The sequence below is a fragment of the Deltaproteobacteria bacterium genome (assembly GCA_016183235.1).
Classification (GTDB): Bacteria; UBA10199; UBA10199; order DSSB01; family JACPFA01; genus JACPFA01.
Window position 1 is genome coordinate 87,776 of record JACPFA010000026.1, and the last position, 16,032, is coordinate 103,807.

Below are 16,032 nucleotides of genomic sequence, written 5' to 3' on the forward strand. Positions count from 1 at the left end.
GATTGCCACGCTCGCCGACGAGGCTCGCTCGCAATGACAATATTAACCTGCAGCCAATTTTTTGGCCTTTTCCAGCGCTTCTTCGATCGTGCCCACCAAATAAAAGGCCTGCTCCGGCACATCATCGTGCTTGCCTTCTAACACTTCTTTGAAACCGCGGATGGTATCGGCCAATTTAACATATTTCCCCTCCAACCCCGTAAACTGTGCTGCCACAAAGAAGGGTTGAGAAAGAAACCGCTGAATTTTACGGGCACGGGCCACGATAAGCTTGTCTTCTTCTGAAAGTTCATCCATCCCCAAGATCGCAATGATGTCTTGCAACTCTTTGTAGCGTTGCAAGATTTTTTGTACATCACGCGCAACTTGGTAGTGCTCTTCTCCAATCACCTCTTGGGAAAGGATTCGGGAAGTAGAATCTAACGGATCGACCGCTGGATAAATCCCCAGTTCGGCAATTTGCCTCGAAAGCACGGTGGTCGCGTCTAAGTGGGCAAAGGTGGTTGCCGGGGCGGGGTCGGTGAGGTCATCAGCCGGCACATAAATCGCCTGCACCGAGGTGATGGACCCTTTGTTAGTTGAGGTGATCCGTTCTTGTAAAGTCCCCAGGTCGGTTGCCAAGGTTGGTTGATAACCCACGGCCGAAGGGATACGCCCTAAGAGGGCCGACACTTCGGAACCGGCTTGCGTGAAACGAAAGATATTATCGATAAAAAGCAAGACGTCTTGGTTTTGGGCATCACGGAAATATTCCGCAATGGTCAAGGCCGACAAGGCCACCCGTGAACGGGCCCCGGGGGGTTCGTTCATCTGCCCATACACGAGCGAGGTTTTGGCAATAACCCCTGATTCTTTCATTTCTAGCCAAAGGTCGTTGCCTTCGCGAGTCCGCTCGCCCACTCCACCAAACACCGAATATCCACCATGCGCCAAGGCGACGTTATTGATGAGCTCCATGATCAACACGGTCTTACCCACGCCTGCACCACCAAACAAACCAATCTTGCCGCCTTTAGAATAAGGCGCTAAGAGGTCGATAACCTTAATTCCCGTTTCAAACATTTTAACTTCGGTGGACTGATCCGCAAAAGGCGGGGCCTTGGCATGGATGGGGCGAAATTCTTTGGCCGCGACCGGGCCCCCTTCATCCACCGGCGCCCCTATAACATTAAGAATGCGCCCCAACACCGCATCACCCACGGGCATTTGAATGCCGGCGCCTGTGTTCACCACCTCTTGCCCCCGCACCAAACCTTCGGTCGAATCCATGGCCACGCAACGCACGGTTTCTTCGCCCAAATGCTGCGCTACTTCCAACACCAAATTCCAAGGTTTATCATTAATGCTGGGGTTGCTGACCTTGAGGGCCGTAAAAATTTCGGGTAATTGCCCCGGGGGGAATTTTGCATCCACCACGGCCCCAATGACTTGAGAAATTTTCCCACTAACGTTTTGTGCTTCTGCCATAATTTGACTCCATATTAAAAAAAATTTTGACGCGTCTTTGACGCAATTATTTCATCGCCTCTGCGCCGTTGACAATATCCATCAACTCGGTGGTGATCGCCGCTTGACGCGCTCGATTCATTTGCAGGGTCAAGCGATCCATCATGTCGCTGGCATTATTCGTTGCACTGTCCATGGCCGACATCCTAGCCCCCAATTCACTCGCCTGCGATTCTAAATGTGCCAAGTAAAGCTGCATCGCCACATACCGAGTCAGCAACTGATCTAACAAACTAAATTGGTCGGGCTCCCATAAAATATCGCCTGTCGTTTTAGGCGCATCACCGCTCAGGGCCACGGGTAGAATCTTTTTCACTAGGATGTCTTGCGAGATGGCCGACTTAAATTGATTGTAAACAATAAAGACTTCATCTGCCTCACCCTTAGTAAAGGCTGCCATAAAACGCTCTGCAAATTGGCCTGCTGTTGCATAATCAAACTTTTCCGCAATCCCAGGGTACTCAGCCGCCAAAGTAATTTTGCGGGCCCGATAATATTCACAACCCTTACGCCCTCGCATTTGAACCAACAGCTCTGCATAAAGATCTTTATTTTCCCGCAAGAATCGATCGGTGCGGCGGAGTAAGTTAGAATTAAACCCACCGCACAAACCACGATCTGACGTAAAAGCAAACACCCAAGCCGCTTTGGGTTGCTCAACCGCATTGAGCAACGGGTGTTGCAAATCTTGCCCGCTGGCTAATAAGCGGTGAATCAACTCTTCAAGGGTTTTGCCATAAAGCCTAGACTGCATGAGCTTCTGTTGGGCACGACGCAATTTGGCCGCCGCCACCATTTTCATGGCCTTGGTAATTTTCTGAGTATTTTTGACCGAAACAATACGCTTTCGGATCGACTTTAACGAGGGCATATTTTTATCTTACCTTTAACGACTCTATATTGTGGAGGCCTCGAAAAAGGGCCCAGATGCAAGGTGCCTGCAAAATCGCGCCCGGGGCGTATGTGCAAATACGTGAGGATCGCGATTTTGCAGGCAACGCCGCAGATGGGTCGTTTTTAGAGGCCTCCTTTTACGCTACAAAGTGTTGTTTAAATTGCTCTAGCGCCTGATTGAGTCTTTGTTTAATTTCTGCCGTTAATTCTTTTTTGCTGCGCAGGTCATTCAATAAACCGTTGTGTTTGCTTTCCATATAAAGGGGCAATTCTTCCAAATATTTTTGAATCTTTGCCGTAGGATAAGCATCTAAATAGCCATTGGTTGCGGCATAGATTTGAATGACTTGCAGCTCCACGGGCATGGGTTCGTATTGCCCTTGCTTTAACACCTCCACTAGGCGTTCCCCCCGGGCTAGCTGGGCCTGAGTGGCCGCATCCAAATCGCTCCCAAATTGGGCAAAGGCCGCCAACTCACGAAATTGGGCTAATTCTAACCGCAAAGTTCCCGCTACTTGTTTCATCATTTTCACTTGGGCATTCCCTCCCACCCGTGAAACTGAGAGCCCCACGTTAACCGCAGGCCGCACCCCTGAATAAAATAAGTCGGTTTCTAAATAAATTTGGCCATCCGTAATAGAAATTACGTTGGTAGGGATATAAGCCGAAACGTCCCCCGCTTGGGTTTCAATGATGGGCAACGCGGTTAAAGACCCGCCACCTCGCGCGCTACTTAGTTTTGCGGCCCGTTCCAAAAGACGGGAATGCAGATAAAAAACATCCCCAGGATAAGCCTCGCGCCCGGGCGGCCTACGGAGTAACAACGAAAGCTGGCGATAGGCCACCGCTTGTTTAGACAAATCATCATAAATGATAAGGGCGTGCTTGCCATTGTCTCGAAAATATTCGCCAATGGTGCAACCGGAATAAGGGGAAATAAATTGCAAAGGCGCCGGGGTAGAAGCCGCCGCCACCACAATGACCGTGTAATCCATGGCCCCATGTTTTTTAAGTTTTTCCACCACTTGGGCCACGGTAGATTGCTTCTGCCCAATGGCAACGTAAATACAATAACAGTCTTTGCCTTTTTGATTAATGATCGTATCCAAGGCCACCGCGGTTTTGCCGGTTTGACGGTCGCCAATGATCAACTCCCGTTGCCCACGCCCAATAGGGATCATGGCATCAATGGCTTTGAGCCCGGTTTGCAAAGGGATTTTAACCGGCTCTCGATCGACAATCCCGGGGGCTTTAATTTCAATGCGTCGAGAAAGTTTGGATTCAATCGGCCCTAAACCATCGAGCGGATTCCCCAGTGCGTCAATGACGCGGCCTAATACCGCTTCGCCCACCGGGACTTCAGCAATTCTCCCCGTCCGTTTGACTTCATCCCCTTCTCTAATCTTAACATCCTCGCCCATGATGGCCACGCCTACATTGTCTTCTTCTAAGTTGAGGGCCAAGCCATAAACCTCGCCCGGAAATTCTAACAACTCGCCCGCCATAACCTTAGTCAACCCATACACCCGCGCAATCCCATCCCCCACCGAAAGAACCGTGCCTATTTCGGTCATTTCGACCAACTGCCCAAACCCAAGTATTTGTTTTTGAATAATCTCTGATATTTCATCTGGCCTGATTTGCATGCGTTATTCTCCTCTAAAGCGCTACTTTTTCGACATTCGAACGTAGTTTGTTGAGCTGGGCTTTAAGGCTACCATCAAAAACTTGATCGCCAATTTTGATCATAATGCCCCCTAACAACGAAGCATCTTGCTCTTGTTTTAACAAAACTTTTTTCTTTAAAATCTTTTCTAAGCGCAGGCCTAAATCACCCACCTGCGTTGCCATGGGCAAATGGACCATGGCCCGCACCCGCCCCAAATGCTCATCGGCCATGTTGCGATATTCCCGCACCACCGAACTAAACACATAACTGCGTTTTCTTTCTAAAAGAATCCGCAATAAATTCCCCACCGCTCGGCTTAATCCCACCTGTTGAATGATCTTCTCTAAAACTTCTTTTTTCTCTCGAATCGAAATGGCCGGATTGCCTAACATGAGAGTTAGCGGGGCCTTGGGTAAGAAAGTCCCGTTCAAACTTTCTAATTCGGCTAAAATTTCTTCTACTTGCGATGCGGTGATTGCAATCCTAAGCAGGGCCTTACCATAACGTTTGCCTAAAGAACCTTCGATCATGCCAATTTCTCCATCTTACCCAGGTATTCTTGCACTATACGGTTTTGATCTTCGGCTTGAATATTTTGGCGAATGTGCGTGCTTGCTAATTCAATGGCGATCTGGATACCCTCTTCTTTGAGAACCTCTTTGGCCTTACGAACTTCTTGTTGAATCAGCTTGTGGCTCTCGGCTAACATGCGCTCTGATTGCATCTGCGCATCATTTAAGATTTTAGCCTTTTCCAATTCTCCCTCTTGGCGGATCGTTTCCACCAAACTTTTGATCTCGTCTTCAATACGCTTCAATTTTATTTCAACCGCTTGATATTTTCCCAAGGCTTCGTCTCGTTTTTGCGCGGCGTCTTGTAGTTTATCTTTAAGTTGGGTTGCCCTTTCTCGAAAAAAATCTTTGACCGGCTTTTTAAGGAGAAAAAATAGTACGACTAAAAGTAAAGCAAAGTTGCCCAGGGCATACCATAGGGTGGTGGGGATGCCTTCGGTCGTATGGCCTTCAGCAGCCATAACGCTTGCGCTCGCCAACCAAAACAATAGGGTCACGGGCCAGAAATGAAAGGTCTTTTCTAAAAATTTTTGGGCAATGCTTTTTGATAAATCTTTAGCCAAACGGTGCAGCTCTACCCTGGCATGCTCGGTTTCGGTTTGAATAACTTTGCGCTGGTCCTGTAGTTGTTCATCGATTTTGCCACGCACTTGTTGAAATTTCTCCATGGCTAAACGATTGGCCTCTCGCTTTAATTCTTCTTTAACCAAAACGCCTTTTAATTTAGCTGCATTGATTTTTTGAACATAGTCGGCGAACAATTTTTCAGTTTCACCATGCATGGCTTCAGCGGCCGCAACCCGTTCCACGGTGAGATTTTTACGCATGGCCAAGAGGGCTAAAACAGGCTTAAAGATTAAAAAATGAACGATCAAGACCACCAAAAGAAAGATCCCAGACATTAAGATAAAACTGAGGTCCGGAACAAGATTTTCCATTTAAATTTTCCCGCCTGGTTACAAGTGGTTAGGGCTTAAAGCTTAAGCCCGGTTTGTTTTGGCGGGGCTTGGGTAACACGACGCATCCACGCTGTCAAGATCAAGATGGGCTAAAATTCGCGGCGGGTATAATCGGTAGGTGCAGGCGAGGTCAATTCAAAGACTTCGGCATTATTTTCGGGTGTAGGAGCGGCATAATGTTCAGGGGCTGTCTTCCCCATACTACAATGACCTTCAAACAAGGCCCCCTCACCTACCACTAAGGCGGGCGACAAAATATCTCCATACACTTTGGCGTGTTCTAACATCTCAATTTTTTGCTTAGCCCTAATGCTCCCCAAAACCGTACCGGTAATAATTGCGGTGCCTACATCAATCGTAGCGCGTACCTCAGCGCCCTCTCCTATCACCAACACACCGTCTGAAAAAATCTCCCCTTGAAATTTGCCATTGATTTGCACGGTGCCTTCAAAGGTTAATTTGCCTTCAAATTCTGCGTCACGCTCTAGCACGGTGGTAGATTCGGATTCTAACATTTTTAAGTTTCGTTCCCTAGCCATGATCGGCCTCCTTATTATTCATTTGTCATTGCGATCCACGTCATCCCGGGCCTGACCCGGGATCCACGATGACGCAATCTTTATTCTTTTTTCATCCAATAACTGCGTTATAAATTCGATCTAAATCCTCATGCGTATAGTAATCAATCAACACCTTGCCTTTTTTCCCAGAAGGTTTGATTTTTACTTTAGTACCCAAAATCTTCATCATTTCATTTTCAATAAATTTTATTTGCGGATCTTCTATCTTGGCCACTGCAACTTTACGCAACTGCAGGCCGGTGCGCAGGTCTCGGATTAAGTTTTCTACTTCTCTAACGGATAATTGGTCTTTTATGATCTGATTTTTCACTTTAATCTTAAGCGCGTCATCGTCTAAGGCCAAAAGCGCTCGGGCATGCCCCATGCTTAAACGATTTTCAATAATGTCGCCTCGGATTTCTTCAGGCAATCCCAACAATCGTATGGCATTGGCAATCGTCGATCGATCTTTGCCCACACGCTCGGCCAGTTGATCTTGCGTGTAATCATAACGTTCTAATAAATTTTTATAAGCCAAGGCTTCTTCAATGGGATTTAAATCCTGCCGCTGAATATTCTCGATTAAGGCAATCTCCATCACCTCATCGTCTTCACAATCTAAAATGACAACCGGGACTTTATCGAGATTGGCTAGCTTACTCGCCCTTAGCCTGCGCTCGCCCGCAACCAATTCGTATTTTCCACCTCCGGGCATTGCACGCACCAACAAGGGTTCAATGACACCCTTTTCACGGATGGAGAGAGCCAATTCTTCTAAACCTTTTTTCTCAAAAAGTTTGCGCGGCTGATCTTTGCTGGGAATAATATCATCAATCGGACATTCCAAATATTTTGACACACCCTCTTCTGATATTTCTGGCGCACTTTTCGACAAAAGCATGCCGGGCAATAATGAAGCCAACCCTTTTCCTAATGCACGTTGATTCACGCGAAAACCCTCCTTATAATTTAAATGATCATGCGCCTTTTATAAGGCTTGCTCATAATAAAACTTCGCCCTGAAACTGCCCCTCTTGAACTATATTTTGTACGTTTTTTATACCAACCAATTCTCGAGTCAAATCAAGATAACTTTGTGCCCCCTTAGAACGTACATCATAATTAATGATCGACTTACCATGTGATGGGCTCTCCCCCAACTTCACATTTCTTGGAATCACCGTTTGAAATACTTTTTCTCCAAAAAAATTGCGGATCTCTTCGGCCACTTGTCTGGCAAGATTATTTCTTGCGTCAAACATGGTTAAGATGATTCCACCAATTTGTAATTTTGGATTTAAATGGGTCTTTATTAATTCGATGGTGCGCGTCAATTCACTCAAACCTTCCAAGGCAAAATATTCACATTGCACAGGGATCAGCACTGCATCACAGGCCGTAAGCGCATTGACCGTCAACAAATTTAAGGAAGGAGGACAATCAATGAGAATAAAATCATAATCTTCTTCTAAATTTTTAAGAGCACTTTTTAATTTTGATTCTCGGGCAAACACCGACACCAACTCTAGCTCTGCCCCCACCAGCTGGGTGTTGGCGGGCAGCAGGTCTAAATATTCGAGATCGGTTGACACCACAGCCGCTTCCACCGCCACTTCATTAATCAACACTTCATAAATACTTTGCGTGATTTCTTGTTTCACAAAACCCAAGCCGCTAGTGGAATTGCCTTGGGGATCTAAATCCACCAACAGAGTTTTGCGTTCGGCTGCCGCCAGGCAAGACGCCACATTGATGGCAGTGGTAGTTTTACCAACTCCGCCTTTTTGATTAGTGATGGCGAAAATTTTTGCCATTTAATTTAAAATAAACCTATTTAATTGGATTTACGTTGGATTGAGATACACACCTTTTATCGTAATCCAAAATTTTTAGCAACAAAAATATACATGTAATATAATGTATGTCATCGGTTGCACGTGAAACGCAACTCGCTCACCTAAAAAGTTTTACTGAAGTCGGCAGAGGCTTCCAGGGGTCCGTGTCGCCTGGGGGTTACGGCCCCCAGGCGCACTCAAAGTCTCAGCTTTCACGGCTATATAGCCATAGAGGTGAAAACTGGAGTTTACCCTGAGCACTTCGCCAAGACTCAGTGTAAACTCCGCGAAGGGACAAACCCCTTCCAGCCTCAGCCAACTTCAGTAAAACTTTTTATATTTCTGCAAATATTTTTATATCTCTGCAAATATTTGTATGGATATAAAAAGCGAGGGATGCGACTTTGCGGTTGAGTTAGCTTTTTCGACCCATCGCGGAATCGCCGGGGCCCCCAATGCGGGCTAGCCGGCATGGAAAGCCGAGGCCCGCCGCAGGCGGGAACGCGGAAGGCTTCCGTGCCGGCTAGCCCCATTAGGGTCGGCGATGGAGCGCCGGGTCGAAAAAGCTAACTCAACCGCAAAGTCGCATCCCTCGCTTTTTAGTGCAACAATTTGAATATTTATTTGCGGTGATGACTTTATTCTCCAGGAGACTTTAACCCCCACTTGTTTCATGTGAAACAAAAGCCCTCAAGCGGCTGCTTTGCCATTGAGTTGTTTTTTTAAAAAGATGGCCAGGATGCTTAAGGCTGCGGGGGTGATGCCTGATATTTTGCTCGCTTCATCAAGATTAGAGGGGGCGAACTTTTTTAATTTCTCGACCACTTCCTGAGAAAGCCCTGGAATTTTATCAAAGGAAAATTTTTCTGGAAAGGCGTGCTCGGCCAGTTGTTGGTATTGCCGAGCTAAAATTTTGCCTCGTTCAATATAGCCGGAGTATTTAGTCTCCACCTCTGCTGTATAGAGATTCTCTGGATCGTAGGTCTTCATAAACCCAAGCTTTTCTGAAAAAACCTCGACAAGATTTACTAGGTTGCATTCTGGTCGGCAAAGAATTTCAGACAAGGGCAGGGGTTTTTTAAGCGGAGCTGTTTTTAAGGTGTCTTCCATTATCTGATTAATTTCTGGTGTGGGGTAAAAAATGATTTCTTTTAAAGCTTCTTGGATGGTGGTGACTTGAGTCCTCCGGTGAATAAAGTCCCCATATTCTTTGTGATCGATCAAGCCTAAAGTCATGCCTAGTTCTCTCAATCGAAGATCGGCGTTATCTTCCCTCAATAACAATCGATGTTCAGCTCGAGAAGTAAACATGCGATAAGGTTCACCACAGGTGCCTTTTGTCACCAGGTCATCAATCAACACACCAATGTAGGCCTGATCTCGAGTCAAAATGAAGGGTTTTTCTCCCCGGATTTTCAACACAGCGTTAATTCCAGCCATCAGCCCTTGAGCCGCTGCCTCTTCGTAACCTGAAGTTCCATTGATTTGGCCGGCTAAAAATAAATTTTCGATGACTTTAGTCTCCAGTGAGGCCTTTAGTTGGGTTGGTTCAACATAATCATATTCAACGGCGTATCCAGCTCGCATGATTTCGGCCTTTTCAAGGCCTGGGATGGTTCGAAGCATTTCTAATTGAATATCGATGGGGAGAGAAGTCGACAGCCCATTCACATAAATCTCTCGGGTGTTTAAGCCTTCAGGTTCTAAAAAAAGTTGGTGCCGCTCTTTGTCGGTAAAACGATGTACTTTGTCTTCAATCGATGGGCAATAGCGTGGCCCCGTCCCTTCTATCTGCCCATTAAACAATGGGCTGCGTGGAATACCCCTGCGAATGGCACCGTGGGTTCTTTCGTTGGTGTAGGTAATGTAACAAGGAACCTGTTTTTGTACGATTTGTGACGTCTTTGAAAAACTAAATCTTTGGGGTGGATTGTCACCAGGTTGCGACTCAAGGCTAGAAAAATCGATAGTCTTCCCATCCACCCTTGGGCAAGTCCCAGTTTTTAATCGACCGATCTCTAATCCAAGATCTGTCAAGCTCCCGGATAGCTTCATGGCTACCATGTCACCAGCCCGCCCCCCCTGGGATCTGCTCTCCCCAGTGTGCATAAGCCCTTTTAAAAAAGTCCCGGTGGTGAGAATAATCCCATGGGACAAAAATACCCAACCCAAGTGGGTGAGGACTCCAGTCACCTTACTATCTTTTGTAAGAATTTTTTCAACCAGCCCTTGTTTGATATCGAGGTTAGGGGTATTTTCCAAAACTTCCTTCATCCGCTGCTTGTACAAATTTTTGTCCGCTTGTGCCCGCGAAGACCGTACTGCCGGGCCTTTGCTGGCATTGAGGATACGGAATTGAATGCCCGTAGCATCGATATTCTTCCCCATCTCCCCACCCAAGGCATCAATCTCTTTTACCAAATGCCCCTTACCCAAACCACCCACGGCCGGGTTACAACTCATATGCGCAATCATGTCGAGGTTGCCGGTGAGCAGCAGGATAGTTGCCCCCAACTTGGCAGCCGCTAGCGCCGCCTCACAACCCGCATGGCCAGCCCCCACCACAATCACATCATATCGCTTTTCAAATGCAAACATCTCTTCGCCTTTTTATGACGCAAAATATTTATAATGATATTTTACTCTTAATAAACTCTTTATAACATCGATTCTAACTACATTTGCCGTCGGCTAACTTATAATCATTGAAATCTATGACGCATTTTTTGACGCGATTTCTAAATTTATTCCCATCGATAATGGCCATTGCAAGTAAAAAACTATTTGTTTTTTCGTTCAAAACGAAACTCTGCTATCCTGCAATGAAGTGTACTTGCATAATATAAAAGGTCCTTTCATTGCAAGATCGCTTAACCAGGCTTAAAAATACTTCTTTGCAAAATTCTTTTCCCAGTTTAGCACTTTATTTGATCTAACGACGATGAGGCCTTATGCGTCACGGCTTTAAATCATTTCTTTTGTTATGCGCTGTTATTTTTATCAGCAGTTGTGGCAATTCAGCACCTGAAACGGTTGGAACCCATTTTTTAGATGCTGAAAGCCTTGCAACTTTGTCAACGGCTGATCTGGCTGACTTCAGTGATCTTGCTCAAGTTGAATATGGCGTTTCGTTAAATACCGGCCATGCCATTCAAATTTATAAAATCCAATATCAAACCAAAGACCCTTTTGGGAATGACACCCTGGCTTCGGGGGCCTTGTTTATTCCTCAATCCTCTAACCCATTACCCTTGCTCAGCATTCAACATGGCACTGAATTTTTACGCAAAAACGTAGCTTCACAAACTGGCTTTGACGCCTTTGGTATTCTGGCCGCTAGCGAAGGGTATCTGACTTTAGTCCCTGATTATCTTGGCCTAGGCGATTCAACCTTATTACACCCTTATCATCATGAAACTAGCACCGCTAACGCGGTGATCGATATGATCCGGGCCGTGCAAGAATTTGCAGCAGCACAAAAGCTCGCCTTAAATGGCCAATTGTTTCTGGCCGGTTATTCCGAGGGTGGTTATGCCACCATGGCAACCACAAAAGCCTTAGAAAAAACGCCCATTTCTAATCTAACCCTTACGGCTTCAGCACCGTTGGCCGGTGCCTACGCCTTGGAAGCAACGGCCATTCATATTTTGAAGGCCAAGACCTACCCCTATCCTGCTTTTTTGGCCTATCTACTGGCCGCCTATCATCAAATTTATGCCGATATTTCTTTAGAAGATAGTTTGTTGTCTCCTTATCCTCAGGAATTACCCAACTTTATTGATGGTACTCATGATGGCGATAGCATCAACGAACAACTTTCAACCGATCTAACTCTAGTATTGAAAAGTGATTATCGAGCCGATTTTTTGCAAAATCCCCAACATCCTTTACGCATGCGTTTAAGGGAAAATCAGGTTTACGAATTTAAGCCCATGGCCCCCATGTTGTTGGTTCATTGTAAACAAGATACCGTTGTGCCTTTTCTTAATGCCCGGATCGCCATGGAACATTTTGCTATTGAGGGTTCCACGGCCGTAGAACTTGAGGCCATCCCCACGGGCGACCACAGCGAGTGTGCTATCCCCGCTATTTTGAAGGTTAAGGTTTGGTTTGCAGCCCTTTTGCAGCCAGGGTCTGCTTAAATGTCGTTTCCCACTCGGGCTTGTTCACACACACGATCAACAAACTTTGGCAGGTTTTAACATAGGCATCGTCGGGCTTGGCGGATTGAACAAAAGATCCCAATACCTCTTCAAGTTCTTTTTCTTTATGGCAGTGGGTCAAAAGGGGAAATTCAACGCCCTCGGCAATTTCTAATTCTGAAACTTTGACGGCAAAAAGGTCTCGCACCCTTTCACATTCTGGCCCCCACACTCCCAAATAGGCCAGGCCTTGTTGCAGTAAAAAATCCGCCAACTCGTTAATTTGGGTGTCTTCTAATTCTTGGGCATCACAAGCCAAAAGGCAGGCGAAATGAGGGCTGGCCAACTTCAACCGCTCGGGCAAATCCTCAAGACTGCTTAAAGATAATAAGGTTATTGATTTGGAAGACGGAGCTTGCAAATTAGATACTAACATAACTCAAAAATTAATTTTACAATGCCGAAACCATCGAAGCATAAACTAAATCAGACATCGGCATGATGACTTTACCTTTCTGTAGCAGTTTTTGAATATTTTTCAATTGTTCGTCTTTAATCTGAATATTTTCTTTGCCTTGCAAATGCAACAATTGTTCTATCTGTTGTTTTAAAGCACCTTTACGCCGATAAATATCAGGATGAATCACTAATTGTCCATCGGCCACTTCGACCGTATCATAAGTAACTTCTACCGGCACCCCTTGATTTAAATTCACATAAAAAGATTGCCCCTTTTTCTTTTTATAAAAATCTTTTAACTGTGGATCGTTCTTGTCGGAATATTGACTTTGCAAGGTCCAAGCCAATTCTTCGGCCTGTTCTTTATACATCCGAATACAACCATGGCTAGCCGGCTGGCCAATGCTGCCTGGCTTATTGGTACCATGGATTAAAATGGCTTCCTGCATAATCATCTTAACAGGGCCCAAAGGATTATTAGGCCCGGGCGGGGTTTTGCTAGCCCCTGAAGCCCAATCACTATCGGGAGGGATCCACCAAGGGTTCCAAACAATCTGTTCAATCGTAAATTGTTTCACAGGGGTTGGATAACGCCCTTGACCCACAGCTATGGAATAATTTTTAACAACCTTGCCATCTTGTTTAAGATATAAAACTCGCTCGGGGATATTAACTCGAATACTGTAACCCGGCACACTGGGCGTTAATGTTTTGACCTGATCGGTCGCTGGAGTTGTTGGAGCTTTAGCCATATGGGCTGTTGGTTTTCCCGCACAAGCCGAAACCAAGCCCACCAACATCAATAGAATAAAGATACGTAACCGCATAACCCTTACACCCCCTTTAAATATCTTCCCTCCACTATTATAAGAATTCATATCCTTCTCGGCAACAATAAATATTTTTATCGCTTTTTGATATTTGTACAAAGTCTTGGCGAAGCGGGAAGAGGCTACCCGAAACCCCTTTGCTGGGGTTGAGGGAATCTCTGCCCGCTTCGCCAAGACGTGACTCTATTTGCAGATGAATTGGAAGATTCTTCGCCATCATGGGTCCCTGCCTTCGCAGGGATGACATTGTTCAGAATAATCAATTGTGAAACATTATAATAACAACGTTTCACAGATGTCCACAGGCCTTCTTGTGGATAAAGCCCCTCATTTGTTTATAGCTCTGTTGATAAGTCGAACTACTTGCCCACACAAAAATCTTGAAATATCCGGGTAAGCACCTCTTCGTTCGATATCCCTCCGGTTATTTGAGAGAGATGTGTCTCCGCTTGTTTCAGATCTTCGGCGACACATTCTAGGGGCATTTGCTGTTGGAGGGAAAGGCTGGCGTGGTTAAGAAATTCTAAAGACTTCTCAACACATTCCCGATGCCGTGTGTTGCTAATCCAGTTTTCTTGTTCTAAATTCAATAAGTTATCAATCCCTAAAAAATTTAAAATGCTGGTCTTCAGTTCTTGAATTCCCGTGCCCTTTAAGGCCGAGATGGGGTAGACGCCTTGAAAGCGCCCACTGGTTTGCAATTCCTGAATCAAACCTAGGTTGGGATTTAAATCGATTTTATTAACCACGGCTAGAGTCGGCGGTTTTAATTCATCATGCATTTCAGTAGAGGGGGCTGTGGCATCTATCAATAATAAAGTTAGATCGGCGGTCGCCGCAGTCTTAAGGGTACGTCGGATGCCTTCTTGTTCCACGGGGTCGCCCGAGGCTCGAATCCCTGCGGTATCGAAAAATTGCATCCATATCCCACGGTGAATACAGCTACCCTCCACTACATCCCGAGTTGTCCCCGGCGCTTCATGCACAATGGCTCGATCTTCCCCTAAAAATTGGTTGATAAGGCTAGATTTGCCTACATTAGGCGCGCCTAATAAAACCACTTTAATGCCTTCGCGGAGGCTTTTTCCCACGCAAAATTTTTCTAACCAATTTTGTTGCACTTGACGAATCTCGTCTAATTTTTCGTTAATTTCTCTTAACCCCAAAAATGAAATGTCTTCTTCAGGAAAGTCCAGAGCTGCTTCAACTCGGCTCATTAAAAATAAAATCTTTCCCCGCAATTTGCTGACTTGTTCTGCCAGCCGCCCTTGCAATTGACGATTGGCCCCCTTCAGAGCCGCTTCTGAAGAGGCATGAATGACATCGGCCACCGCCTCGGCCTGGCTTAAATCCATCTTACCATTGAGATAGGCCCTCAAGGTATATTCCCCCGGTTCAGCAAGCCTAGCCCCGCCCTCAAGAACGCATTGGAGCAATCGTTCCATCACTAACTTTCCGCCATGCCCATAAAGTTCCACCACATCTTCGCCTGTATAAGAATGGGGACCGGGCATTTTACAAACTAAGCCAGTATCGATGGTGGTGTGAGAATGAGGATCCACAAAAGATGTAAAATAAAGTTTTCGCGTTTCCCACGTGAAACTTATATTAGGGCTTGATAACAAAGATTGAAGAATGGCGAAGGCCTTGGTCCCCGATAACCTAACCACACCAATCCCCCCATTCCCGGTAGGGGTAGCAATAGCAGCAATCGTATCCTCACGCTTAGTCAACATCTTCATGCCAGACCTACTAGCAGTTTACAAAAAAAGATCCAGATGTCTTTATTAACTCCGTAATGCCTCAGTGTTAGGGGTTTAAGCTTTCCGAAATCCGCGCGGAATTTATCCTGAGGGCTGCCGAAGGGCCTCTGGGTTCAGAATGACATCTATTTTACTGAGGCATTACTTAACTACATTTGAAAGATTTGACGATATGATCGACGTTCTCTTGCAGAGTCGAATAGTCTTTTTCGGCCCGCGATTTGTAGTTGACCAGCACGTTCCAGCCCCCACAACGCAAGGTCACCACGCCTTCGTCCAAGACCGCCTTGGCCGGTTTAATGACAAAAGACTTGCCGCCTTTATAAGTATCGGGCGGGGTAATAGGGACAGCCGAAGTACCTTCGAAATTATATTGAGCGCGAATGGCCCATAATTTTTTGCCCTGCGTAGGGCCTACGCTCTTGGTGGGCATCATTTTAACCGCGCTTTTGCCATTGCCCATTTTAAGATACATGGCTTCTTCTTTTTGATTAAAAGAACCCTTGCGCCATTTTACAATAATGGCACTGTTTGAAAAATCCCCAGCACTTCGCCAGTCATTAATATTAATCGATTGCCCGTCATAAGAGTGAACATGATACACTGAAGGGTAACTAAAAGAAAACTTAGGGGCTTTAATCTTTTTGACTTGGAGTTGTTTGGAACTATCAAATTCTACATAGGGAAGTGGGTCGCTCGCTCTCTTCTTTTTTTCTGCAAAGGTGTTAAAGGGGACCACGCTGACCATCAAAAAAATAACGGCTAAATGCCAACCCAATTTCATGTATCTATCTCCCTCAATCATCGAAAAAATTGCATTGTTAATGCGCCTCTATTTTTATC

The 16,032-nt window shown here is 45.7% G+C and carries 14 protein-coding genes; 1 reads left to right on the forward strand and 13 read right to left on the reverse strand.

Translation table 11 applies throughout. From position 1 onward, the window contains the following. Positions 1–42 precede the first annotated feature (42 nt). The 9 genes from atpD to mnmG form a co-directional block, all read right to left on the reverse strand. Positions 43–1,467 carry a F0F1 ATP synthase subunit beta gene (atpD, locus tag HYU97_06345; protein MBI2336364.1) on the reverse strand — a complete coding sequence of 475 codons (1,425 nt, stop codon included), beginning with the start codon at positions 1,465–1,467 and terminating at the stop codon, positions 43–45. Between the two features lie 46 nt (positions 1,468–1,513). Beyond that, positions 1,514–2,377, reverse strand: a complete 864-nt coding sequence (gene atpG, locus HYU97_06350) for an ATP synthase F1 subunit gamma (protein ID MBI2336365.1) — start codon at positions 2,375–2,377, stop codon at positions 1,514–1,516. A 160-nt stretch (positions 2,378–2,537) separates the two neighbouring features. Further along, positions 2,538–4,046, reverse strand: coding sequence for a F0F1 ATP synthase subunit alpha (locus HYU97_06355; GenBank protein ID MBI2336366.1), 1,509 nt, complete (start codon positions 4,044–4,046; stop codon positions 2,538–2,540). 13 nt (positions 4,047–4,059) lie between these two features. After that, positions 4,060–4,599 carry an ATP synthase F1 subunit delta gene (atpH, locus tag HYU97_06360; GenBank protein MBI2336367.1) on the reverse strand — a complete coding sequence of 180 codons (540 nt, stop codon included), beginning with the start codon at positions 4,597–4,599 and terminating at the stop codon, positions 4,060–4,062. After that, a complete protein-coding gene (locus tag HYU97_06365; protein ID MBI2336368.1) occupies positions 4,596–5,543 on the reverse strand; it encodes an ATP synthase F0 subunit B in 948 nt (315 codons plus the stop codon). Before HYU97_06365 ends, atpH begins: the two co-directional genes overlap by 4 nt. Positions 5,544–5,689: 146 nt before the next feature. Next, positions 5,690–6,139, reverse strand: a complete 450-nt coding sequence (locus HYU97_06370) for a polymer-forming cytoskeletal protein (GenBank protein ID MBI2336369.1) — start codon at positions 6,137–6,139, stop codon at positions 5,690–5,692. Positions 6,140–6,230: 91 nt separating this feature from the next. After that, complete coding sequence (locus HYU97_06375) at positions 6,231–7,061, reverse strand: ParB/RepB/Spo0J family partition protein (GenBank protein ID MBI2336370.1); 831 nt, start codon at positions 7,059–7,061, stop codon at positions 6,231–6,233. 100 nt (positions 7,062–7,161) lie between these two features. After that, a complete protein-coding gene (locus tag HYU97_06380; protein MBI2336371.1) occupies positions 7,162–7,974 on the reverse strand; it encodes a ParA family protein in 813 nt (270 codons plus the stop codon). A gap of 711 nt (positions 7,975–8,685) precedes the next feature. After that, on the reverse strand, positions 8,686–10,593 hold the full coding sequence (gene mnmG, locus HYU97_06385) for a tRNA uridine-5-carboxymethylaminomethyl(34) synthesis enzyme MnmG (GenBank protein ID MBI2336372.1): 1,908 nt from the start codon (positions 10,591–10,593) through the stop codon (positions 8,686–8,688). Positions 10,594–10,946: 353 nt separating this feature from the next. Here mnmG and HYU97_06390 point away from each other — a divergent pair, with 353 nt between their 5' ends. Continuing rightward, entirely contained in the window at positions 10,947–12,137 is a 1,191-nt protein-coding gene (locus tag HYU97_06390) for an alpha/beta fold hydrolase (protein ID MBI2336373.1), read from the forward strand. On the opposite strand, the gene HYU97_06395 is transcribed toward HYU97_06390, so the two are convergent. The 4 genes from HYU97_06395 to HYU97_06410 form a co-directional block, all read right to left on the reverse strand. Beyond that, a complete protein-coding gene (locus tag HYU97_06395; GenBank protein ID MBI2336374.1) occupies positions 12,094–12,573 on the reverse strand; it encodes a hypothetical protein in 480 nt (159 codons plus the stop codon). The genes HYU97_06390 and HYU97_06395 overlap by 44 nt on opposite strands. Positions 12,574–12,589: 16 nt before the next feature. Continuing rightward, complete coding sequence (locus HYU97_06400) at positions 12,590–13,423, reverse strand: L,D-transpeptidase (GenBank protein MBI2336375.1); 834 nt, start codon at positions 13,421–13,423, stop codon at positions 12,590–12,592. A gap of 362 nt (positions 13,424–13,785) precedes the next feature. Next, the gene (mnmE, locus tag HYU97_06405; protein MBI2336376.1) at positions 13,786–15,168 is read right to left on the reverse strand and encodes a tRNA uridine-5-carboxymethylaminomethyl(34) synthesis GTPase MnmE; all 1,383 of its coding nucleotides are present in this window, start codon (positions 15,166–15,168) and stop codon (positions 13,786–13,788) included. Positions 15,169–15,334: 166 nt separating this feature from the next. Next, positions 15,335–15,973, reverse strand: coding sequence for a hypothetical protein (locus HYU97_06410; GenBank protein MBI2336377.1), 639 nt, complete (start codon positions 15,971–15,973; stop codon positions 15,335–15,337). Between the last annotated feature and the right edge of the window lie 59 nt (positions 15,974–16,032).